At 50.6% G+C, this 22,192-nt stretch carries 20 protein-coding genes; 2 read left to right on the top strand and 18 right to left on the bottom strand.

Going from position 1 to position 22,192, the window contains the following annotated elements:
* Positions 1-253: 253 nt before the first annotated feature.
* From L2712_RS12110 to cobB, 14 genes are all read right to left on the bottom strand, one after another.
* Positions 254-1,876, bottom strand: a complete 1,623-nt coding sequence (locus L2712_RS12110; protein ID WP_248977919.1) for a recombinase family protein — start codon at positions 1,874-1,876, stop codon at positions 254-256.
* Between the two features lie 320 nt (positions 1,877-2,196).
* Positions 2,197-4,260 carry a S9 family peptidase gene (locus tag L2712_RS12105; protein ID WP_248977918.1) on the bottom strand — a complete coding sequence of 688 codons (2,064 nt, stop codon included), beginning with the start codon at positions 4,258-4,260 and terminating at the stop codon, positions 2,197-2,199.
* A 12-nt stretch (positions 4,261-4,272) separates the two neighbouring features.
* Positions 4,273-4,527, bottom strand: a complete 255-nt coding sequence (locus tag L2712_RS12100) for a hypothetical protein (RefSeq protein ID WP_033539632.1) — start codon at positions 4,525-4,527, stop codon at positions 4,273-4,275.
* Positions 4,528-4,812: 285 nt separating this feature from the next.
* On the bottom strand, positions 4,813-5,571 hold the full coding sequence (locus tag L2712_RS12095; protein WP_248977917.1) for an SDR family oxidoreductase: 759 nt from the start codon (positions 5,569-5,571) through the stop codon (positions 4,813-4,815).
* A gap of 4 nt (positions 5,572-5,575) precedes the next feature.
* On the bottom strand, positions 5,576-6,475 hold the full coding sequence (gene mmsB / locus L2712_RS12090; protein WP_033539630.1) for a 3-hydroxyisobutyrate dehydrogenase: 900 nt from the start codon (positions 6,473-6,475) through the stop codon (positions 5,576-5,578).
* Positions 6,476-6,510: 35 nt separating this feature from the next.
* A complete protein-coding gene (locus L2712_RS12085) occupies positions 6,511-7,641 on the bottom strand; it encodes an enoyl-CoA hydratase/isomerase family protein (RefSeq protein WP_248977916.1) in 1,131 nt (376 codons plus the stop codon).
* Positions 7,641-8,414, bottom strand: coding sequence for an enoyl-CoA hydratase (locus L2712_RS12080; RefSeq protein ID WP_033539628.1), 774 nt, complete (start codon positions 8,412-8,414; stop codon positions 7,641-7,643). The genes L2712_RS12085 and L2712_RS12080 overlap by 1 nt, the downstream gene beginning before the upstream one ends.
* Before the next feature lie 15 nt (positions 8,415-8,429).
* Complete coding sequence (locus tag L2712_RS12075) at positions 8,430-9,587, bottom strand: acyl-CoA dehydrogenase family protein (RefSeq protein ID WP_248977915.1); 1,158 nt, start codon at positions 9,585-9,587, stop codon at positions 8,430-8,432.
* Positions 9,588-9,736: 149 nt separating this feature from the next.
* Entirely contained in the window at positions 9,737-11,242 is a 1,506-nt protein-coding gene (locus L2712_RS12070; RefSeq protein ID WP_088904824.1) for a CoA-acylating methylmalonate-semialdehyde dehydrogenase, read from the bottom strand.
* Between the two features lie 135 nt (positions 11,243-11,377).
* Positions 11,378-12,568, bottom strand: a complete 1,191-nt coding sequence (locus L2712_RS12065; RefSeq protein ID WP_248977914.1) for a thiolase family protein — start codon at positions 12,566-12,568, stop codon at positions 11,378-11,380.
* Between the two features lie 621 nt (positions 12,569-13,189).
* Positions 13,190-13,852, bottom strand: a complete 663-nt coding sequence (locus L2712_RS12060) for a Type 1 glutamine amidotransferase-like domain-containing protein (protein WP_248977913.1) — start codon at positions 13,850-13,852, stop codon at positions 13,190-13,192.
* 130 nt (positions 13,853-13,982) lie between these two features.
* Positions 13,983-14,270, bottom strand: coding sequence for an antibiotic biosynthesis monooxygenase family protein (locus L2712_RS12055; protein ID WP_248977912.1), 288 nt, complete (start codon positions 14,268-14,270; stop codon positions 13,983-13,985).
* 40 nt (positions 14,271-14,310) lie between these two features.
* Positions 14,311-14,730 (bottom strand): ATP-binding protein, encoded by a 420-nt coding sequence (locus tag L2712_RS12050; RefSeq protein WP_248977996.1) that lies wholly within the window; start codon positions 14,728-14,730, stop codon positions 14,311-14,313.
* Positions 14,731-14,801: 71 nt separating this feature from the next.
* A complete protein-coding gene (cobB, locus tag L2712_RS12045; protein ID WP_033539622.1) occupies positions 14,802-15,548 on the bottom strand; it encodes a Sir2 family NAD+-dependent deacetylase in 747 nt (248 codons plus the stop codon).
* Positions 15,549-15,861: 313 nt separating this feature from the next.
* Between cobB and fur the strand changes: the two genes are divergently transcribed.
* Complete coding sequence (gene fur / locus L2712_RS12040; RefSeq protein WP_033539621.1) at positions 15,862-16,293, top strand: ferric iron uptake transcriptional regulator; 432 nt, start codon at positions 15,862-15,864, stop codon at positions 16,291-16,293.
* Between the two features lie 86 nt (positions 16,294-16,379).
* On the opposite strand, the gene L2712_RS12035 is transcribed toward fur, so the two are convergent.
* The gene (locus tag L2712_RS12035; protein ID WP_248977911.1) at positions 16,380-16,880 is read right to left on the bottom strand and encodes a GNAT family N-acetyltransferase; all 501 of its coding nucleotides are present in this window, start codon (positions 16,878-16,880) and stop codon (positions 16,380-16,382) included.
* A 217-nt stretch (positions 16,881-17,097) separates the two neighbouring features.
* Here L2712_RS12035 and L2712_RS12030 point away from each other — a divergent pair, with 217 nt between their 5' ends.
* Positions 17,098-18,789 (top strand): FMN-binding glutamate synthase family protein, encoded by a 1,692-nt coding sequence (locus tag L2712_RS12030; RefSeq protein WP_248977910.1) that lies wholly within the window; start codon positions 17,098-17,100, stop codon positions 18,787-18,789.
* A gap of 74 nt (positions 18,790-18,863) precedes the next feature.
* Here L2712_RS12030 and sucD read toward each other — a convergent pair whose 3' ends face one another.
* The 3 genes from sucD to odhB form a co-directional block, all read right to left on the bottom strand.
* On the bottom strand, positions 18,864-19,736 hold the full coding sequence (gene sucD, locus L2712_RS12025; protein ID WP_033539619.1) for a succinate--CoA ligase subunit alpha: 873 nt from the start codon (positions 19,734-19,736) through the stop codon (positions 18,864-18,866).
* Positions 19,736-20,902, bottom strand: a complete 1,167-nt coding sequence (gene sucC / locus L2712_RS12020; protein ID WP_033539618.1) for an ADP-forming succinate--CoA ligase subunit beta — start codon at positions 20,900-20,902, stop codon at positions 19,736-19,738. Before sucC ends, sucD begins: the two co-directional genes overlap by 1 nt.
* Before the next feature lie 102 nt (positions 20,903-21,004).
* The gene (gene odhB, locus L2712_RS12015) at positions 21,005-22,192 is read right to left on the bottom strand and encodes a 2-oxoglutarate dehydrogenase complex dihydrolipoyllysine-residue succinyltransferase (RefSeq protein ID WP_033539617.1); all 1,188 of its coding nucleotides are present in this window, start codon (positions 22,190-22,192) and stop codon (positions 21,005-21,007) included.

Below are 22,192 nucleotides of genomic sequence, written 5' to 3'. Positions count from 1 at the left end.
CTCCCGCCCAGACCTAGGATTAAGTCATTACTTCGGGTCAGTTTCGTAGTATTTACCAAGGTCACAACTAAAGGTCACCAGTAGGCTTAAAGCTACGAGTTAAAACAATAATTAAGACTCTAACACCTACAAGCTATTGACTTTTAATGAAAAGTGTGATACCTTAAAGGACTTATGTAATTCGCTATTAAAGCCGTTACAACCCCCTTTCAAGTTTACCTTCTGTTAAAAGAATGACTGTTGATGATTTAGGTTATAAATCCTTTATTAATTCCTTAATAAATGGGTTATCTCTATAAAGCGAGCCTTTTTCGTCCTTAAATACAGACATTACAGCTTGAGGCTCACCCTCTAAAAGCTCTCTATCTGTATCTTCCATAGGACGAGCAACTGGGAGAGTGAATTCTTCGATAAGCTGACAATCAAGGTCAAACTGACGCATATGATAACAATCTTCTGCTCTAGACCACTTTACGTACTCCCAAACTCGGTCTTTATAGGTAATCTTATTACCGATAACCGTGATATTGTAAGAAACCTGTCTCAGAAGATTATTAAGCAGCTCAGGGTCGTCCATCATATCACTCCCCTCTAGCATTGCATCTGCATAGGATAATTCTGAAGGAGTTCTTATCTGAAGTAACAATTCCGACTCGTCCCCCTGCAATTGCTCAAGCTGCTGTTCCAACTCAATAACCTTTGCAGGTGCCGTTTTTGACCCCATCCCAACCAAAACCAAGAAGTTTTCTATTTGAGCCTCTACTTCAACAATACGCCCCTTTACAATTGCTAGCTTTTCTTCGGCATCTTTATTGTTCGCGTTTTTAGATATTTCCTGTATGGCTTCAACAAATGTTTCATAACGAACCCAATCAAGGATTTGAACGGGAATAGTTTTATTATTGGTACATTTATCTTTGCGCTTATTGCCTATGCTACAGTGCATAGCATCGGTCGAATGCTTGTTGGAGCGCATCGAGAAGTTGCCGCCACAAACACCACACTTAACAAGCCCACAGAGCAAATGCCCTGAGCGAGGTGGCTGAGAGTGACCATCAGCCCTTCTAAGCAATTCAGCTTGGACTTGGTAATATAGAGACTCTTCTATAGCAGGTGGATACACGCCAGCTATATCCCCCCAATAGCCTATTGCAGTCTTATTTCTAAGCCACCTCTTTACCGTTGCAGGGTCAGTTGTACCGAACTTTTCAGGAAAAGCATCTCTTAGCCTTCCAAGAATCCGACGCTCACCCAAACCAGATAGATACCACCTAAACACATTACCAAGTATCTCTTTGTCTGCATCGGTTACGACATCGTATCGCTGAGTAGATTCATTCCAAGTAATCCACCAAGGAGCCTTACGCTTAACCCCTTCCCCCTTTTGCGCTAATCTCTTCTTTTTCGTCCATGCAGCTTTCACCCTCACAGATAGCTGCTCAGAATATTGGTGAGCCATCTGAACCTTACCCACCAACTGATACAGCAACCCAGCATTAGTGCTTAGGGCTTCTTTACTATATTCGACCCCGTCTTGCAGCGTTATGACTTTAACACCATGTTTGATTATGTCGTTAAGCAAAGAAATCATTTCCATCTCAGGAAGTCGCCCTAGCCTATCCATAGACTCAACCAAGATTCGGTCACCTGAAACTATGTGATTAGCCTCAATTGCCGCCAAAAGCTTTCCAAGGTCATTTTCTAGGTGCTTTCCTTTATACCCAGAAATCCCTAAATCCTTGTACTGCAAAGCGCTAAGCTCAACATCGGTATGCGATTTTAGATACTCGTTGATTAAGTTCTCTTGCCTTTCTAAAGACGAGCCTCTTTCTTGAATCGCAGAGCTGAAACGAATATAGGGAATAGCTTTAGGCATGTGTAGCTCTTTAAGAAATGATAAGAACCACAAGTATATGAGTGACTTAAATTGATAGCAACAGCAATGCATCCGTGGTGATGTTCGCTGTAGTGATCAATGTGAAATTCCGAATAATTTAGTTAAGCGAAGCGCCGCCTGCCGGGTCGAAAACCCTCCATGGCAAACCTAAAGTTCGCCTGTGACAAGCTGATTAAAAACCGCGCTAAAGGGATATTTTAAAGCGCGCTACTATAGCCACTTTAGTCTGTTTTATCAACTTAAGCGGACTATTTTCCCACCGAGGCGATCGCAGCGAGCGAGTGGCAAAGCGGCAGAATTTAGTGACGTAAGGCCTCACCATTATCGATCAGTAACAGCGAGCGCTGATCAGCCTGACTGTCAGCCGGGCTAAAGCCAAACACCTGACCATAGAAGGAGAGCTCGGCATTTAACGCGGCAACACGATTGCGCGGCTTTTTCACCCCATGCCCTTCATCATCAAACAGCAGGTATGCCACGGGCACACCCCGGCGTTTAAGGGCGGCATAGATAACATTCGATTGCTGCGCCGGCACCACAGGATCATTTGCGCCTTGCACAAGCAATAATGGCTCTTTCAAGTCATCCAGATGATAGAGGGGCGAACGCTCACGGTAGAGAGGGGAATTGGGCTTAAGCTCTCCCACTAAATGATGCAAGTATCCCTGCTCGAACTTATGGGTCTCCCTGTCCAGAGCCATCAGATCGCTCATTCCCGAATAGACCACGCCCGCCTTAAAGGTGTTATAGAACGCCAGCGCCGAAAGCACGCTAAACCCGCCGGCGCTCATGCCGCGGATCGCCACCTTATCAGGGTCGACCCAGCCACGACTCATTACGTAGTTGGCTGCCTCGATAGCATCTTCTACCTCCGCGCGGCCCCACAAACCATAAAGACTCTGACGATAGGCTCGGCCAAAGCCTGAGCTGCCACGATAATTCACATCAAGCACCGCAAAGCCACGGCTGGTCCAAAACTGAATATCTCGGCGAAAGCTTAAACTGGCACGCCAGGTGGGACCACCATGGAGCATGATGATGAGCGGTGGGCGTTGATCATCCGGCGCGATATATTCAGGATTCATCGGGCCATAAAAATAACCATAAACAGGCAGGCCGCTGATATCGGATGTAAATTTAATCGGCTCTGCGCGTGAGACATATCGTGGATCCATTATGCAGAGTTTCGGGGCATACGCCAGCTCCACCCCGCGCCCACGAATACGATAGATCCCCTTCTCTGGCGTTATCTTGCTGCCGACGAAATAAACACTATCAGGCCCCTTAACCAGTTGTTTCACCTCGGCGAACTCGGCGGCGATAGACTCGGTTATCCTAAGCTGGGTATAGATACGCAAAAGATGGGTCTTGCCCTCATGCTGCACACTGGCGATGAGTTGATCATCGGTTTCAAAAGCATAGCTATGATTACCCAGTTGCCAGTCAGGGCTAGCAAACTCGGCCGCTTGTTCCAATACAGCCTCTGGCGAGCCATCAGGTTTGATACGATAGATATTCCACCAATTTGTAAAATCGGCGATCACATACAGCTCGCCGCTGGGGCTGTATAACGGCTGGGTAATTGCCCCCTGCATCTGACTTAACAATCGTCTCGGACGTACAATCCCCAGGTCAGGATCGAGGTCCGCCACCCAAAGCTCTGTGTTATCCCAGGGCATATTGGGCTGTTGCCAACTTATCCAGGCCAATTGGGTACCATCTGGCGATACTCGCGGCGAGCTGTAAAAGTCGCTGCCGCTGACCAAAGTTTCTCCCTCATTTTCAAAGTTGAGGTTAAGCGCTACCAAGCTCGCCTTAGGCGCACCTGACACGCGATGATCTTCCCGTACACAGATAAGCCGAGACCCCTTAGAGTAAGAGACACAATCGGCATGTCGGGTATTGGCGGGCGTAATGACAACAGGCTGCTGATTTGGCGCGATACGATACAGCCGTTGATCATCGCGTTTTACCGCAAACAGGCTGCTGCCAATGGCCAGAATAGGCGCGCCGCCATATTCATGGACACGGCTTTTGACATCAAACTCTGAAGGGATAATATTGACTAAATCACCGGATAAGCCGAGTTTGTTGACCCCGACCTTGCCGCCGAGATTTGCATCAACCTGAGTAAAATAAACACCATCTTCGATGGGCATAAGTACCCCGAAGCTATCGGAGGGAGCATATACCGCCTTGGCTGACAGCACTGAGTGCCAGCTGCCGTAATCTGCGATGAGGCGTCCGCTGCGCTCGTCGCGCAAAGGCTCAGGGACGGGGACCTGAAAAAGGCGTATCAAGAGCATGGCAGCCACGGCAAGCCACACAAGCACCCAAGTCAGGTTTTTTAACCGCCTCGCCATAGCATCACTTCACTAAAACTTTCGCCAAAAGAATATTTTACGTCGCAACCATATGAGGGTGAGTTTCTGCTTCTCGGCGCTTAGGCCAAAATAGATGCAGAGCCAGGGGGAGATCAGGATATACCAGGGTAAGACGTTGGCCGATGACTGCGTCACCAGCAGAAAGAAGAAACCAGTATAGATCACCACCACCCCAAGTACGCCTACAATCAACATCAGCGTCTTGGTCGCTTGTTCAAACCATATCATCTTTCTTTTCTTACTCATAAGGTTATACCAATCCTAGTGAATAACTGATCATTTCGGCTTGTTAACACGTCCGATAAGGGCATTCCTATTTTTGATTGTAGAATAACTACTTATCGAAAAATCCTGCTTTGTTCTCGAACGTTTTTCCCGCGCGATGTCTGATCACTTACTTACCGTGATTGGTATTAGATTACATCAAGTGGTGCGCCTTCGCACATTGCACTTTCACACAATGATTAGGGATAGACGTCACCATAAAAAAACGGGCACAGAGCCCGCTTTTACCTATCACTTCGCCAAGTGTTAGATACGAATACCACCGTCGATCTCAAATACGCGACCATTAACATAGTCGTTTTCGATGATAAACTTGACGGTAGAGGCGATTTCGCTTGCCTGGCCTAAACGTCCAACCGGCACCATCTTCTCCAAACGCTCTAGCGCTTCTGGCTTCATGGCCGCCGTCATCTCAGTTTCGATAACACCTGGCGCCACCGCCGCGCTGCGGATATTGTAGCGTGCCAGTTCTTTGGCCCAACCCACAGACATAGCTGCAACGCCAGCCTTAGAAGCGGCGTAGTTGGTCTGACCGATATTACCCGCTTTTGCCAAGCTAGAGATGTTGACGATCACCCCTTGCTGCTTAGATTCGATCATGGCTGCCGCCGCTTCACGTCCGCAAAGGAAAGAGCCTGTCAGGTTAACATTGATCACCGCCTGGAACTGCGCCAGTGACATGCGATCTGTCACCTTGCCCTCTTTGGCTTTGACCAACATGCCATCGAGTAAGATGCCTGCGTTGTTGACCAACACATTGACCTGGCCAAAGTCTTCTAGGATGTAACCGAAACCGGCCATCACATCTTCTTCATCGGTAATGTCGAAAGCGTAACCTTGAACCTCAGTGGTATCGCCGATATCGGCGCAGGCGCGTTCAAGCTTCTCCTGATCCACATCGATAAGTGCCAATTTGGCACCCGCAGCGGCAAGTTCTTGTGCCATCGCAAAACCTAGACCACCGGCACCACCTGTGATGACAACAACCTTATCTTTTAAATCCATCAACTTACCCTTTCTTATTAAACTGCTCAAAAATACTGGAGAAATCACGCTTACCATTACCCTGACGGGCATGATTGACATACAGGCTACGAGCCAGCGCCCCCATAGGGGTACTCGAGTTAGAGAGCAAGGCTGCCTCTTGGGACAGACCTAAGTCTTTCACCATAAGATCAACCATGAATCCACCCTGGTAACCATTTGATGATGGCACGTTTTCCATCACATCTGGACAAGGATTATATTTATCTAGCGTCCAATTACCACCACTACTGACTTTCATGATCTCAGAAAGGACCTTAGGATCCAATCCATGGTCTATCCCCATCTGAATAGATTCGCTAGTACCTACCATGAGTACAGACAGTAGCATGTTGTTGCAGATCTTGGCGACCTGACCGGCACCTGGGCCACCGGCATGGAAAATATTAGCACCCATGGCGTTTAGCACACCCTGAGCCTGCTCAAAGGCGGTATCGCTGCCGCCACAGATAAAGGTCAGCGTGCCCGCCGCTGCACCTGCGGTGCCGCCCGATACTGGCGCGTCGATAAACTCGAGATCCTTAGCTTTGGCCTGCTCGGCAACAAAACGTGCGCTCTCGGCGTCTATGGTTGAACAATCGATCAACAAGGTGCCTTGGGCCACCACATCTATGATGCCTTTATTCTGCTCATCTCCCAGATAGAGACTGCGCACATGCTTACCCGCAGGCAACATGGTGATCACTACATCGGCCGCAGCCGCTGCCGCGCAAGCACTCGGCGCCGACATTGCACCTTGCTCGACCACATGGCTAAGTGCCGCCTGAGAGAGATCGAAGGCTTTAACCGTATAACCGGCCTTCACCAGGTTGACCGCCATTGGGCCACCCATATTACCTAATCCGATAAATGCAACTGTATTCATGTTTTGCTCCTTTTCTTCAGGCTTTGCCTGAAAAATTATTGGCCTAAGGTGCGCAGTGGATCGTTTTGTGGATCCCATGGCGAGGTCATTAGTGATTTAACCATCTCTTGTGGCACGGCCTCGACAGTCTCATACAGCCACTGTGGCTGACGGTCCTTATCGATAAGCAGTGCCCTCACCCCTTCAGCAAAATCACCGATTGAGCAGCAGTTACAGCTCAGTCCCAGTTCCAACTGGAAGACCTGACTCAGACTCAACTCGGTGCCAAGTAGCGACTGCTGATACACCAGATGCAGACTCAAAGGACTACCTGCCAGCATGGTGCTTAGGGCGCGCGCCAGCCAAGGCTCACCGTCTTCCACCGCCTTTACCTTGGTCATGATATCAGCCAGCTCACCCTCCATTAGGGCATCGATCTCGGCTTGATGTTGCTCGAGGACACTCGCGCCCATAGGTTGTTCGCAGCGGCTCGACATCGCCTCGAGTAGCGCGTTTAATTTGCCATGATTAGCACAAACATCGCTTTCCCAGTCGACGCTGGAAAGCGCGTCAAACAGTGGCTGCTTGTCATTTGAGTTAAGGAAGTGATTACCTAGGCCCACATAGAAGGCATCGGCGCCATCCATGTTATAGGCGGTCATCCCTAAGAAACGGCCCATATGGCCCGGCATTCGGTTGAGGAAGTAGCTGCCACCTACATCAGGATAGAGGCCTATGGTCACCTCTGGCATGGCGATGCGTGAACGCTCGGTCACTATTCGATGGCTGGCGCCAGCCATCAGCCCGAGACCGCCACCCATAACGATGCCATCGCCCCACACCAATACCGGCTTGTCGAAGGTATGCAGCAGATGATCGAGGAAATATTCTCGGGTAAAGAACTCCTGAGTCACCTCAGGGATCTCACCGGGCTGCTCTCGTGCCGCCTGATAGAGGGCGCGCACATCACCACCGGCGCAGAAGGCTTTCTCGCCAGCGCCGTCCAGCACCACCATGGCAATGGCATCATCATCGGCCCAGTCGGTTAACTGAGCGGTCAGCGCTTGCACCATATCCATGTTGAGTGCGTTGAGCGCCTTCTCCATGTTGAGGGTAGCAACCCCAACCCTTTTGCCGGATAGGGTGCCTAAGGTCTGAAAGACCACACAATTTGTCTGCTCAGTCATTAGCGGTTTTTCCAGTTTGCTTTGCGCTTCTCAAGGAAGGCGTTAACCCCTTCTGCCTGATCTTCGGTATCAAACAGACCCACAAACAGCTCACGCTCAAGCGGCAACGCCTGGGTGCGCGGCATGGTGCGGCCAGACTGAATAAGCTGCTTACACACGGTCACACTACTTGGGCTCTGGTTCGCCACCTTCTCGGCTAGCGCCATGGCAGTAGCTAAGGCTTGTCCCTTCTCGACCACCTCTTCGATAAGACCGATACTTAGCGCCTTGTCGGCATTAACACGCTCACCGCACAGGATCATACGCTTGGCCCAACCCTCACCCACCAGGGCGGTCAGGTTTTGGGTGCCGCCCGCACAGGGCAGCAGGCCAACGGTGGCTTCTGGCAGAGCTAACACCGATTGCGCCTCGGCAATGCGGATATCACAGGCCAAGGCAACCTCTAAACCACCACCCATAGCATAGCCGTTGATGGCAGCGATAGAGACGCCACGAAATGCGCTTAACGCCTCAAACGCCTCACCAAAATGTTTCGCCATAGTGGCCGCATTACCCTTGTCGCCGTCGGCAAATAACTTGAGATCGGCGCCGGCGCTGAAAAACTTCTCGCCTTCACCAGTCAGTACCAGAGCGTAGATCTCCTTGTTTGCGTTGAGCTCGGTCACCTTCTGCTTAAGCAGCGCCAGGCTGTCTGCCGTCCAGGTATTGGCCGGTGGATTGTTCATGGTCAGTACGGCGGTATGGCCGATGATCTGTTCAACTATCGCTGTCATCTCTCTTCTCCCTGACTATAAGATTTGGCTGGCATTTTCGTCGAGCAAACGACGGGCAATGATAAGACGCATGATCTCATTGGTGCCCTCTAGGATCTGGTGTACGCGTACGTCGCGGAAGTGACGCTCCAGCGGATATTCGCGGATGTAACCGTAACCGCCGTGCAGCTGCAGCGCGCTATCACACACGTTAAAGCCCACGTCGGTGGCGAAGCGTTTGGCCATGGCGCAGTAGGCTGTGGCCTCTGGATCGCCACTATCGAGTTTAAAGGCAGCCAGGCGCACCATCTGACGGGCAGCCACCAATTCGGTCGCCATGTCGGCTAGCTTAAATTGCAACGCCTGGAAGGCGGCAATCGGCTTACCAAACTGCTGACGCTCGTTCATATATTGCTGGGCGCGCTCAAGGGCTGCTTGAGCAGTACCGACTGAACAGGTAGCGATGTTGATACGACCACCGTCGAGGCCCTTCATGGCGAAGGTAAAGCCCTGGCCCTCTTCACCCAATAGGTTAGTCACGGGCACACGCACCTTGTCAAAGGTGATCTCGCGGGTCGGCTGGGCATTCCAGCCCATCTTATCTTCCGCCTTACCGTAAGTGATCCCTTCGGCATCGGCCGGAATGGCAATCGCCGAGATCCCCTTAGGACCAGCTTCACCAGTGCGGCACATCACCACTAACAATTCGGTAGAGCCTGCGCCCGAGATAAACATCTTGGCGCCAGAGATCACATATTCATCGCCTTCGCGCACGGCCTTAGTCTTGAGTGAGGCCGCGTCGCTGCCCGCCCCCGCCTCGGTCAAACAGTATGAGGCTAGCTTACTGCCAGTCGTTAACGCCTCAGACCATTCATCGCGCAGTGTCTGAGAGCCAAAGCTGGTGACCATCCAGGTGGCCATGTTGTGAATGGTCAGCATGGCGGTAGTCGCGGTACAGCCCATGGCGAGCTGCTCGAAAATAATGGAAGAATCCAGACGAGACAGACCCATGCCCCCTTCCGACTCGGGCGAGTAGAGTGAGCAGAAACCCAGCTCACCGGCTTTTTGAATCACGTCTTTAGGAAAATGATGTTCTTCATCCCACTTGGCGGCAAAAGGTGCCAGCTCTTCCTGGGCAAATTGGGTAGCCAGTTCGGCGAACTGACGTTGGTCTTCATTCAGATTAAAATCCATCTGATCTCTCCTTTCGCGCCTTTGTATTTGCCTTGAATCTATGATTCGGCTTATTTATGGCGGCGCTTAACTTGTTGAAGGCTAGTAATGATAAAAGCGATTCGGCCCCGGCCTTATCGCTTTTACCTTGCAAGGTCTCTTATTGCCGCTTATTTCAGAGCAATCGTCATGTTAGGCGCATGGTGCTCCGCCTCGACGATATCTGTCTCAAACCAGCGAGCGGTGATTGTCTTAGTCTCTGTGTAGAAACGAACCGCCTGCTTACCGTAGGCGTGCTGATCGCCGTAGAAGCTGCCTTTCCAACCGGTAAACGAGAAGAATGGCAGTGGCACAGGAATAGGCACGTTGATCCCTACCTGACCCACTTCAATGTTGTGCTGATACTTACGAGCAGCGGCGCCACAAGCGGTGAAGATAGAGGTACCGTTACCATATGGGCTGTTGTTGACCAGCTCGATCGCCTCTTCCAGCGACTCCACTTCCATGCAGCACAATACTGGGCCGAAGATCTCTTCCTTGTAGATGCTCATGTCTGTGGTCACATTGGTAAACATGGTTGGGCCAACCCAGTTACCGTTTTCATAACCTTCGACGGTAAAATCGCTACCGTCCAGCAGACACTCGGCGCCCTCTTCCTTACCCTGGGCGATAAGCTTTAGCACGCGCTCCTTGGCGGCAGGGCTGATAACAGGGCCATAGGCCGCATCTTTGTCGTCCCATACGCCCGGTCTGACCTTGGCGATAGCGTCACGCAGCTCAGGGATCCACTTCTTGGCTTCGCCGACAAATACCGCTACCGACAGGGCCATACAGCGCTGACCGGCCGCGCCCACAGAGGCGCCTACTAAGTTGTTGATCACCTGCTGCTTGTTGGCATCTGGCATGATAACGCAGTGATTCTTAGCACCGGCAAAGGCCTGAACGCGCTTGAGGTTGTCGGTACCTGTCTTATAGATGTACTGACCCACGCCTACAGAGCCAACGAAAGAGATCGCCTTGATATCCTGATGACTAAGCAGCACGTCTACCGCTGTCTTGTCACCGTGTACCAGTTGCAGTACGCCCTTAGGCGCGCCAGCTTCTTCGAACAGCTCAACCAGACGCTGGGGCGTCAAAGGATCTTGCTCAGATGGCTTAAGCACGAAGGTGTTACCACAGGCTATTGCCAGTGGGAACATCCACAGTGGGATCATTGCCGGGAAGTTAAACGGCGTAATACCAGCGCACACGCCCAGCGGCTGAGTGTAACTATAGGTGTCTATGCTGCGGGCCACGTTTTCAACGGTTTCACCCATGATAAGGCTAGCGATATTGCAGGCATGTTCTGCCACTTCGATACCGCGCCATACGTCGCCCTTGGCATCTTCGAAGGTCTTACCGGTTTCCTGGGCCAGGATTGTCGCGATCTCGTCATGATGCGCTTTCAGCAGGTGCTGGTAGCGGAACATCACGCGGGCGCGCTCAGACACAGGCACCTCTTTCCAGGTGGCAAAGGCTTGCTTGGCGCTGGCGATCGCGGTTTCAACTTCTTCTACCGTGGCGGCGTTGATCGTGGCAATCACCTCGTTATTCGCCGGGTTAGTGACAGAGATCTGTTGCTGGCCGCTACCTAAAATAAACTGACCGTCGATGTAATGTTTTACTTGAGTTGTCATATCGCTTTCCTAAATACGTCTAACAGGCATGGACAAATGCCGCTACCTGATGATCTGCTATGTAAGTGACAGCAAAAAACTCACATAATCATGGGTGAATGCATAGGCTCGCTGACGCGAGCCCAAAAAAGGGAGTTACACTTCGATAGCCATAGCGGTCGCTTCACCACCACCGATACACAGTGATGCCACACCGCGCTTAAGGCCTCTGGCCTTCAGGGCATGAATAAGAGTGACCAGTACGCGGGCACCTGAGCAACCGATAGGATGACCCAGGGCGCAGGCGCCGCCATTGACGTTGACCTTAGCCTCGTCAAGGCTCAGCTCAGAGATGGCCAGCATGGTCACCATGGCAAAGGCTTCGTTGATCTCAAACAGATCCACATCGTCTTTCGACCAGTTAACCTTATCCAGCAGCTTGTTCATCGCGCCCACTGGCGCTGTGGTAAACATTGAAGGCTCTTGTGAATGCGTCGTATGGCCCTTGATGGTGGCCAGCACTTCTAAACCGCGCTTGCTCGCCTCGTCTGCGCTCATCAGGATCAATACCGCGGCGCCATCAGAAATGGAGCTTGAGTTGGCCGCCGTGATGGTACCCTCTTTCGCGAAAGCTGGACGCAGGGTTGGGATCTTCTCGGGTCTGGCGTTGCCAGGCTGCTCGTCAGTATCAACAACGATATCGCCTTTACGGCTGGCCACGGTAACCGGCACTATCTCAGCCTTAAAGGCACCAGATTCGATGGCGGCATTGGCTTTTTGCAGCGAGCTTAGGGCAAAGTTATCCATTGCCTCGCGGGTGATACCGAAATCATCGGCGGTCTTCTGGGCAAAAGTACCCATGGCGCCGCCCGTGTAGGCATCTTCAAGACCATCGAGGAACATATGATCCAGCACCTTGCCATGGCCCATGCGCATGCCGCCGCGCGCCTTATCTAACAGGTAAGGTGCCTGACTCATGCTTTCCATACCACCGGCAATAACCACCTCGGCACTACCGGCTTTAATCAGATCATGAGCCATCATGACAGTCTTCATGCCTGAACCACACACCTTGTTGACTGTGGTCGCGCCCACTGACAGAGGGAGATCGGCACCTAAGGTCGCCTGACGCGCTGGCGCCTGGCCGAGACCCGCTGGCAATACGCAGCCCATCAAGACTTCGTTAACATCGTCGCCCTGAACGCCTGCAGCGTCCATGAGTCCCTTAATCGCCGTGGCGGCGAGTGTCGGTGACGGCACGCTGGAAAGGGATCCTTGGAATCCACCCATAGGGGTGCGTTTCGCCGCAACAATCACGATTTCTTGGTTAGTTTGCTCTGTACTCATCTTCCGCTCCATTCAAGGTACTTATGCGCTCATGTCACACGGCTTCATGGTGAAAGCGTGATCATGTTCAAATAATATCACTGTGACGTTTACGCGAACGTAAAGCAAGCATTAACTGGTCGAATTTCACTAACTTTAGTCTAATGTTTTGTCAGGCTGCATTTACAGCGTAGGCACAAGATGCTGCACTTCGACGACGCGTCATCAAAAACGAACACAACGGAAAAATATAACAACAACGCCAAAAACCGATTTTAAACAATGCTTTACATTGTTCCAGTTCAATCTAGGCTTATTCATCAGGAAAATGAGTCACTATTTACGGGGGCAAAAACAGCAAAAAATAATGTCGCAGTTCGATCCATTGCGAGTTGGTTTAGTCTGGGAATATCAGATGCTAGCAGCGAATAGTGGGACGAGTATCTTACCCCTAGGGTCAACCTTTCACCATTGGCAAAAGATGAGCCTCTGGTGCGGAGCTGACACTGATGAGACGGCCCTTGTGGCCAGCAAGAAACGGCACAAATACCCGCTCAACCAGGTGTCGTTGAACTATTAAGCGCCATGGTGAACAGAGCTTGCCTTGTTTAGCTGTGGGGACTCTTAAGCGAAACGTTAGCCCTACAGAGAGAGCGCCATCAAGCCCACGCCATCGAAAAGTAGTGGTTGACCAAAACCGCGCAGCCCAGCCTTGGTGAGCAAAACGGCATCCTCATCGCTACAGAGTATGAGGGGATACTCAGCCAAACTCGATGCCTCGAGTTGACACGCGGCCCTGACGCTCATTGCCACTCCGCCGTCACTGAGATCGCAATGGGGTAAAAATTGATAGGGGAGCAAGCCCAGACCACTCAAATCGCTAAGCGCCTGGTGATTAACATCACCGCACAAGGGAGCACAGGCAATCGTCGGGGTCATCAGCATAGCGCCAGCGCTCATGCCAATTAAGATCCCACCTCGGTGACAATAGTCAGAAAACTCCGTCATCAGTCCGCGGGCATGCACTTGCGCTAAAAAGCCAAAGGTATCACCACCGGCGAGATGAATCGCTCTGTAATTCAGTAACCTATCCAACCCCGCCGAAGAAAAGCCTTGCTCAAGATCCAGATAATGCTCAAGCCTCAAGCCTAAACGGGAATATTGCTCCTGCGTCGCCTTATAGTAACTTTGCTCCACCTCATGGCCTGAGGCCAAATAACCCAAGCTATCGCCTTCACAGAGCACCTCGGCGATAGCCGCCAGCGACGCCATGCAATCTAGATCACTCATAAGTACTAATGACACCTTGCTCCTCCTTGTGGGCGTTTGCCATTCCAGACAAAATACTCGGTTTATATCCTTTAAAGCTTGCTTTTGACCTTTGCCACGGCTCGGTTATAACGACACATTAAGCTAACCTTGAAACACTCAATCGCTACCCCTGATACTGACGCTTTATCTCGACTATTTCGACCTGGTAACTCTTGTACCAAGCTTGCCTGCCTAGCTGCTGAGCAACTCTATGTTCGCTATCTTGTTTCCAGGCCAGAATATCGGCTTCGCTGCGCCAATAGGAGATGGTGATCTCCAGCTCCCCTTCGGTCACAGCAATAAAGTCCTGGCAGTGGTATTTCTCCATCGCTAATTGCCGCATTTGAGCTGCCATCTCACTGTATCTGGCATCCAAGTGGGCCACCTTGGCCTTAAAGATCACCGCAAACATCTCCTTCCTCCCCCATATCGATATAAATGGGCTGCGCTGCTTATAACTGCTCGAACTGACGCGCCATCGCCTGGATCTGTTTGAGCCCTAAGCCATGTTGATTGCGCTCTGCACACAGACGCTGATGAGCCAGTTCAGCAGGATTGCCTATGAGCACGATGCGCACCTGATAGCCCATCGCCTTGGCGGCAGCCTCATAGGCCATAAACTCCCAATGAGCCATGTTGGTGTTATCGCAAATCACTATGCCTTCGCCCCTTGATAGGGCTTGAATAAATGCAGTGAGATTAAACTGATGGTACTGGGCGAGTCGACTGGCGTCGAAACGATACTCACCCTCTTTGACAAAATAACTGTCAGTTGAAAAGTAGCCTCTACGGCGAATCGCCTCGCCGTCACTTTTCCCTGCAATAAATTGCTCCACCCAGTAACTCTTTCCGCTACCCGGCAGGCCGCGCATGATAATCGCGAGTCTGCTGTGAGCGGCCGGTGCCGCTTGCGGCTCATCCTCTGGGTGGCTCACCCCTGAGCTCACCCTTTAGCGGCCTGGCTGAAGGGCTGATCGCTAATCACATCACCAGCAAGGATCTGCTCAACCAGCTGCGGTACTATCTTGCTGGCCTTGCCTTGTAGGTGATACTGGAACTGACTATGGCGATCCGCTGGCATTAGATTCACTTCCACTGTTTGGGCACCATGATGGTTAGCAGTATCGACAAAGCCTGCCGCAGGATAAACCGTGCCGGAGGTGCCGATGGCAATGAAGAGATCACAGGTATCTAACGCATGCTGAATACGGTCTAACCCTATGGGCATCTCACCAAACCAAACCACATGGGGGCGCAGGCGCTGGGCAGGAATACAGCAGGTACAGGTATGATTAACGCCAAAGTGATCGGTCAACAAAAAGGTCTGGTGAGAACGCGGGCAGCGTCCCTTGGTCAGTTCACCATGCATATGCAGCAGGCGACGAGAACCGGCACGCTCGTGAAGATCATCGATATTTTGTGTGACCACCAACAGCTGGCCGTCGAACTCCTGCTCCAACCTTGCAAGTGCTTTGTGCGCGTCGTTAGGCTCTATCTCGCCATTATGGAGCTGTTGCCAACGTTCATTATAGAAACGCTCAACCATTTCAGGGTCGCGCGCATAGCCTTCTGGCGTGGCGACATCTTCAATTTTATGCTCTTCCCAAAGTCCATCTTGATCCCTAAAGGTTCTCAAACCGGACTCTGCCGAGATCCCTGCCCCGGTTAACACTACAATCTGCCGATACATCCCGCTTCCTTCTCGTTATCATTATACTGGGGCCCAGTTCACCACCAAGGCACACTCAGGCCAGAATCTCATCCTGCCAGATACTTCTGTGTAAGACTATTAGGCATTAGTCTCAATAACATTACAAAAAGTACGCCTTAAATTCAGCCTAAATCCCACAGGTAGGGCCAATTTAGAACAAATTTCTGCCGATGCGAACAATATGCAAGATCAAAGGTTTAAGTTTTCAATTTCACCCCCTATAATGGTTCTCAACATCAACTACTGAACCACTATTGGCAATGCTAATGGTTCTTCAATCCAGAGATTAATAATGACAGATGGAAATCAAGCGCTAAAAAAAGCGGGATTAAAGGTCACCTTACCACGAGTCAAGATCCTCGAGCTGATGCAGGAGCCCGAAAACCAGCATATCAGTGCAGAAGAACTATATAAAAAACTGCTCGATATTGGCGAAGAAATAGGTCTGGCTACGGTTTACCGTGTATTAAACCAATTCGATGATGCAGGTATTGTTACCCGTCATCACTTTGAAAGCGGCAAGGCAGTGTTTGAGCTGTCCTCTACCCACCATCATGATCACCTGGTATGTCTCTCATGCGGTAAAGTGATCGAGTTTTCTGATGAAATGATTGAGCGACGCCAAGACGAGATTGCGATGAAGCACAACATCAAGCTGACCAATCATAGTTTGTATCTCTATGGCGTATGCACCAACGACGAGTGCGACCACGGCGACGAATAATTCGGTGCTAAATCACCCATAAAGAAAAACCAGCATTATGCTGGTTTTTTTGTTTAAGGTGACACCTAAGGTTTAGTCACGCTGATTTACAATACCTTATGAAACACTTTCACCTTGTGGCCCATAAATTTACTGTGTTCGCGCTCGATCATGCCCAGCTTGCGCGCTACTCTTTCTGAGCCTTTATTCGCAAGCAAAATCAATGCAATGGCCTCATCTATACCATGAGCTTTAAATCGTGATAACGCTGCTTGTCCCGCCTCCGAAGCGATCCCTTTGCCCCAATATTCAGGCAGATAGCGGTAACCTAACTCAACCTCATCAAACTCTTTGATATAGGTTGGGCCACAAAAACCTATCACCTTGTTATCGACCTTGTGTTCAACCGCCCAGCGACCATAGCCACGTTCGCGGTAGTTTTTAAGCAACACGTTTTCAAAAATATCCTGAGCCTGCGAGCGACAGGTCATTGGCGCACCAGGGATATAGGTTAATACCTCAGGAATGCTATTTAGCAAGTAGAGACTCTCCACATCCTGTGCCTCAAATTGGCGTAAAATCAGCCTTTCTGTTTCTGCGATGATCACCACCCGCTCCTTTCATTTCCCCATCTAGCGTTTCAATATACCCATAACACGGTAGATTAGGAAGTATTCATCCAAGCTTAAGCGGGCATAGCTTTACACTAACCTCGCTTAAAATAAGTAAAAATAACATAAGTCTCAACGTGAACAATTGCTAAAACAATTGCAATGGCGTTCAATAGACAGCTAAGGATAAGTGTCTGCAATACTGGAATGCGTTATGACTATTATGCAAAAGGTCTTTTGGCTTATCGCCACCCTAGGTAATGGGGCCGGACTCTATTACTACCTCAAGTTTGGCGGCACTGGCGCCGCGTTTCTCCTCGGCTTTACCCTGCTCTACACCCTAATCGGCGCCTATGATCTGCTGTTTAGCTCTCATACACTCAACCGCCTCTACCCAGTGGTCGCCTATCTACGTTATTTCCTTGAATCTTACCGAGTGGAGATACAGCAATATTTTATCGCCGGCGACACAGAAGAAGCCCCATTCAATCGCGAGCAACGATCCCTGGTCTACCAAAGAGCCAAAAATGTACGCGATACTATCGCCTTCGGCACCCAGCGCGACCTATTAGAAGAAAATTATTTGAGCCTGTGGCATTCACTGTCACCTAAACAGATCGACGAACAGGCCAAACGGGTGCGCATTGGCGGCCCTGACTGCACTAAGCCCTACGACGCCTCCTACTTCAATATCTCCGCCATGAGTTTTGGATCCCTCAGCGCCAATGCCATTGAGGCCCTTAACCTGGGCGCCAAAAAGGCAGGCTGTTACCACAATACGGGGGAAGGCGGTGTCAGTCCCTACCACCTCAAACATGGAGGCGATTTAGTGTGGCAGATAGGTTCTGGGCTATTTGGCTGTCGCGACGATGAGGGCAATTTCAATCCCGACACTTTCGAGAAGATGGCCAAACACCCCCAGGTCAAGATGATAGAGATAAAGCTCAGCCAAGGCGCTAAGCCGGGTAAAGGAGGCCTGTTACCAAAGGCCAAAATCACCCCGGAGATCGCCCGTATTCGGCATATATCCATGGATAAGGATTGTGTCTCCCCGGCGGTCAACCCTGAGTGCACCACGCCCATTGCTCTGCTCAACTTCCTCAATCGCCTGCGAGAGTTAAGCGGCGGTAAGCCAGTGGGCTTTAAGCTCTGTATCGGCAATCCGGCGGAGTTTCTCGCCATCTGTAAAGCGATGCTAAAAACCAATATCACACCCGATTTTATCACCATAGATGGCGCCGAAGGCGGCACAGGGGCGGCACCAGTGGAGTTCAGCAATCGTTTAGGCATGACATGTCTCGAAGGGGTCTACTTTGCCAATAATGCCATGGTTGGCGTGGGACTGAGGCATAAGATCACCCTGATCGCTGCGGGTAAGACGGCCTCAAGTTTCGATCTACTGACCAAGATTGCCATGGGCGCCGATCTGGTCAATGCCGCCCGTACCATGATGCTGTCGCTGGGCTGTATTCAATCGCGAAGCTGTAACACCAACATGTGCCCAACGGGTATCGCTACTCAAGATCCTGCGCGATCCAAGGCCCTGGATGTAAAGAAGAAGAGTGAACGGGTGAAGAACTTCCACCAAAACACCTTAAAAGCCTTCTATGAACTGGTAGGCAGCATGGGACTGGATAATCCCGACAAGTTAAAGCCGAGAATGATTAAACGCCGTTCACCTTATGGCCTGCTCATCTCTACCGGTAGCCTGGTAGCGCCCCTGACCCATAACGCCATCATAGAGAACAAACTGCAAGGCACGGCCTGGGCATCTTGGTGGCAACAGTGTAGCGCCGAAGATTTCTATTGCGAAGACACCTATATCCTCACCCCTGCCGAATTTGGCCTATCTCACCGTAATGAAAATGAACGCAGGGAAACCCCTAGTGACCATAGGCGGTCATAAAAGTTATCTAAAGCTGTCGTAAAAAAAGGCGCCCTAAGGCGCCTTTTTTATCAAATGCTTAATGACTTAGCGAATTACCAGCCAGTCTTAGCACGCAGTGCACTACCGATGTCGGCAAGTGAACGAACTGTAGTCACGCCTGCCGCTTCTAGCGCTGCAAACTTGTCTTCAGCCGTACCTTTACCGCCAGCGATGATCGCGCCAGCATGACCCATACGCTTACCCGCAGGTGCAGTCACACCCGCAATGTAAGACACTACAGGCTTAGTCACGTTAGCCTTGATATATTCTGCCGCTTCTTCTTCAGCAGTACCACCGATCTCGCCAATCATCACGATAGCTTCGGTCAGCGGATCGTTTTGGAACATTTCCAATACGTCGATGAAGTTAGTACCTGGGATTGGGTCGCCACCGATACCAACACAAGTTGATTGGCCGAAACCTTCATCGGTAGTTTGCTTAACGGCTTCATAGGTCAGCGTACCAGAGCGAGACACGATACCCACTTTACCTGGCTTATGGATGTGACCTGGCATGATACCGATCTTACATTCGCCTGGAGTGATAACACCTGGGCAGTTTGGACCGATCATACGTACGCCAGTCTCTTCCAGCTTAACCTTAACTTCCAGCATATCCAGAGTAGGAATACCTTCAGTAATACAAACTATTAGCTCGATACCACCGTCGATAGCTTCTAGGATAGCGTCTTTACAGAAAGGCGCAGGTACATAGATTACAGTTGCAGTCGCACCCGTTTCAGCTACAGCATCTTTTACTGTATTGAAAACAGGCAGACCCAGGTGAACCTGACCACCCTTACCTGGTGAAACACCGCCAACCATTTGCGTGCCATACGCGATAGCTTGCTCAGAGTGGAAAGTACCTTGACCGCCAGTGAAACCCTGACAGATAACCTTGGTATCTTTATTAATTAATACAGACATTATTTGCCCTCCGCAGCAGCAACAACTTTAACAGCAGCATCGGTTAGCGACTCGGCTGCAATAATGTCAAGACCAGAGTTAGCCAGTACTTCGCGACCGAGATCTGCGTTAGTACCTTCTAGACGTACAACCACTGGCACTTCAACACCTACTTCTTTAACGGCGCCAATGATACCTTCGGCGATCATGTCACAACGTACGATACCACCGAAGATGTTGACAAGAACCGCTTTAACGTTAGCGTCAGACAAGATGATCTTGAATGCTTCGGCTACACGCTCTTTAGTCGCGCCGCCGCCCACATCAAGGAAGTTAGCTGGCTTGCCGCCGTGCAGATTAACGATGTCCATAGTACCCATTGCTAGGCCGGCACCGTTTACCATGCAACCTACGTTACCGTCTAGGGCAACATAGTTCAGCTCGAACTTGGCCGCGTGTGCTTCACGAGCGTCATCTTGTGATGGATCGTGCATGTCGCGGATCTTTGGTTGACGGAACAGTGCGTTTCCATCGATACCGATCTTGCCATCCAAGCAATGGATGTTGCCTTCTTCAGTGATAACCAGAGGGTTAATCTCAAGCAATGCAAAATCGTGGTCGTTGAACATAGTCGCCAGACCCATGAACACTTTGGTGAACTGCTTCATTTGCGTTGGGTTTAGACCCAGCTTGAAGCCAAGATCACGTGCCTGGTAAGGCTGAGGACCTGTCAAAGGATCGATAATCGCTTTGTGGATCAGCTCTGGAGTCTCTTCAGCAACTGTTTCAATCTCAACGCCGCCTTCGGTAGACGCCATGAAAACAACGCGACGTGTCGCACGGTCAACAACGGCACCTAGGTACAGCTCGTTTGCGATATCAGTGCAGCTTTCGACTAAGATCTTAGCAACTGGCTGACCTTTTTCGTCAGTCTGATACGTTACTAGGTTCTTACCTAACCAATGCTCGGCAAATGCTCTGATCTCTTCTTTATCGCCGGTAACTTTTACGCCACCTGCTTTACCACGGCCGCCAGCGTGTACTTGACACTTAACAACCCACATATTTCCGCCAATATGGCCAGCCGCTTCTACCGCCTCTTGAGGGGTATCACAAGCATAACCTTCTGACACTGGTAAACCATATTCGGCAAATAGGGCTTTTGCCTGATACTCATGCAAATTCATGATGATCTATCCGTATACTTCTAATCTAATCCAACCGACTCTGTTGAGCCGGTAGCGAGGGTGATGCCTACCGTTACCGACAGGCATCTAAACAACATCGTCTTACAGGTCTAATAGCAGACGAGTTGGGTCTTCCAGGAAGTCCTTAATGGCCACCAAGAAGCCAACAGACTCACGACCATCGATAATACGGTGGTCATAAGAGAGTGCTAGGTACATCATAGGTAGGATTTCTACCTGACCATTAACCGCCATTGGGCGATCTTTAATGGCATGCATGCCTAAGATCGCGCTTTGTGGCAGGTTAAGGATAGGCGTTGACATTAGCGAGCCAAAAACACCGCCGTTAGTCACGGTGAAGTTGCCGCCAGTCATATCTTCAACGGTAAGCTTGCCATCACGGCCCTTGATCGCCAATTCGCGCACGTTACGCTCAATGTCGGCCAAGCTCATGGTGTCAGTGTCACGCAGTACTGGGGTTACCAGACCACGAGGCGTTGATACCGCGATGCTCACGTCGAAGTAGTTGTGATAAACGATATCATCACCGTCAATAGAAGCGTTCACTTCTGGGAAACGCTTAAGCGCTTCGGTTACCGCCTTCACATAGAAAGACATGAAACCAAGACGGATACCGTGCTTCTTCTCAAACAGATCTTGATACTGCTTACGAATGTCCATGATAGGCTTCATGTTCACTTCGTTGAAGGTAGTCAACATCGCCGTAGAGTTTTTCGCTTCTAGCAGACGGTTAGCGATAGTCTTGCGCAGGCGCGTCATAGGTACACGCTTCTGGCTGCGCTCGCCAAGCGGAGCAACAACCGCTGGCTCAGCGGTTTTAGCCGCAGGCGCTGACTTAATAAAGGCTTCCACATCTTCTTTAGTGATACGTCCACCAACACCAGTGCCTTTAATCTTGGCAGCATCTAGGTTGTGCTCGGCGATCAGACGACGTACCGATGGGCTTAGCGCATCGTTAGACTCGTCAGATTCAGCCGCTTGAGGCGCTGCAGCTTCGGCCTCTTCCTTAGAAACTTCCTGACCAGCAACGGCGCCAGCAACAAACTTAGCAATAACGGCTTCCGCTAGCACTGTGTCGCCTTCTTCAGCCAGGAACTCAACGATTGAACCATCTTCAGGCGCAACCACTTCTAAAACTACCTTGTCGGTTTCGATATCGACTAGGTTTTGATCACGAGACACTTGCTCGCCAGCTTTAACATGCCATGTGGCGATGGTTGCATCAGCAACTGATTCTGGCAGTACGGGTACCTTAATTTCGATACTCAT

It is taken from the genome of Shewanella marisflavi, from assembly GCF_023283925.1.
Taxonomy (GTDB): Bacteria; Pseudomonadota; Gammaproteobacteria; order Enterobacterales; family Shewanellaceae; genus Shewanella; species Shewanella marisflavi.
This window is presented reverse-complemented; position numbering and strand designations above follow the sequence as displayed.

Bases quoted from the DNA above. Each gene is read 5' to 3' on its own strand.
- L2712_RS12105 (WP_248977918.1), bottom strand. From the start codon at position 4,260: ATGGCGAGGCGGTTAAAAAACCTGACTTGGGTGCTTGTGTGGCTTGCC.
- L2712_RS12070 (WP_088904824.1), bottom strand. From the start codon at position 11,242: ATGACAACTCAAGTAAAACATTACATCGACGGTCAGTTTATTTTAGGT.
- sucC (WP_033539618.1), bottom strand. From the start codon at position 20,902: ATGAATTTGCATGAGTATCAGGCAAAAGCCCTATTTGCCGAATATGGT.
- L2712_RS12075 (WP_248977915.1), bottom strand. From the start codon at position 9,587: ATGGATTTTAATCTGAATGAAGACCAACGTCAGTTCGCCGAACTGGCT.
- cobB (WP_033539622.1), bottom strand. From the start codon at position 15,548: ATGTATCGGCAGATTGTAGTGTTAACCGGGGCAGGGATCTCGGCAGAG.
- fur (WP_033539621.1), top strand. From the start codon at position 15,862: ATGACAGATGGAAATCAAGCGCTAAAAAAAGCGGGATTAAAGGTCACC.
- L2712_RS12030 (WP_248977910.1), top strand. From the start codon at position 17,098: ATGACTATTATGCAAAAGGTCTTTTGGCTTATCGCCACCCTAGGTAAT.
- L2712_RS12110 (WP_248977919.1), bottom strand. From the start codon at position 1,876: ATGCCTAAAGCTATTCCCTATATTCGTTTCAGCTCTGCGATTCAAGAA.
- L2712_RS12065 (WP_248977914.1), bottom strand. From the start codon at position 12,568: ATGAGTACAGAGCAAACTAACCAAGAAATCGTGATTGTTGCGGCGAAA.
- L2712_RS12050 (WP_248977996.1), bottom strand. From the start codon at position 14,730: ATGCGCGGCCTGCCGGGTAGCGGAAAGAGTTACTGGGTGGAGCAATTT.
- L2712_RS12100 (WP_033539632.1), bottom strand. From the start codon at position 4,527: ATGAGTAAGAAAAGAAAGATGATATGGTTTGAACAAGCGACCAAGACG.
- L2712_RS12085 (WP_248977916.1), bottom strand. From the start codon at position 7,641: ATGACTGAGCAGACAAATTGTGTGGTCTTTCAGACCTTAGGCACCCTA.
- sucD (WP_033539619.1), bottom strand. From the start codon at position 19,736: ATGTCTGTATTAATTAATAAAGATACCAAGGTTATCTGTCAGGGTTTC.
- mmsB (WP_033539630.1), bottom strand. From the start codon at position 6,475: ATGAATACAGTTGCATTTATCGGATTAGGTAATATGGGTGGCCCAATG.
- L2712_RS12080 (WP_033539628.1), bottom strand. From the start codon at position 8,414: ATGACAGCGATAGTTGAACAGATCATCGGCCATACCGCCGTACTGACC.
- L2712_RS12055 (WP_248977912.1), bottom strand. From the start codon at position 14,270: ATGTTTGCGGTGATCTTTAAGGCCAAGGTGGCCCACTTGGATGCCAGA.
- odhB (WP_033539617.1), bottom strand. From the start codon at position 22,192: ATGAGTATCGAAATTAAGGTACCCGTACTGCCAGAATCAGTTGCTGAT.
- L2712_RS12095 (WP_248977917.1), bottom strand. From the start codon at position 5,571: ATGGATTTAAAAGATAAGGTTGTTGTCATCACAGGTGGTGCCGGTGGT.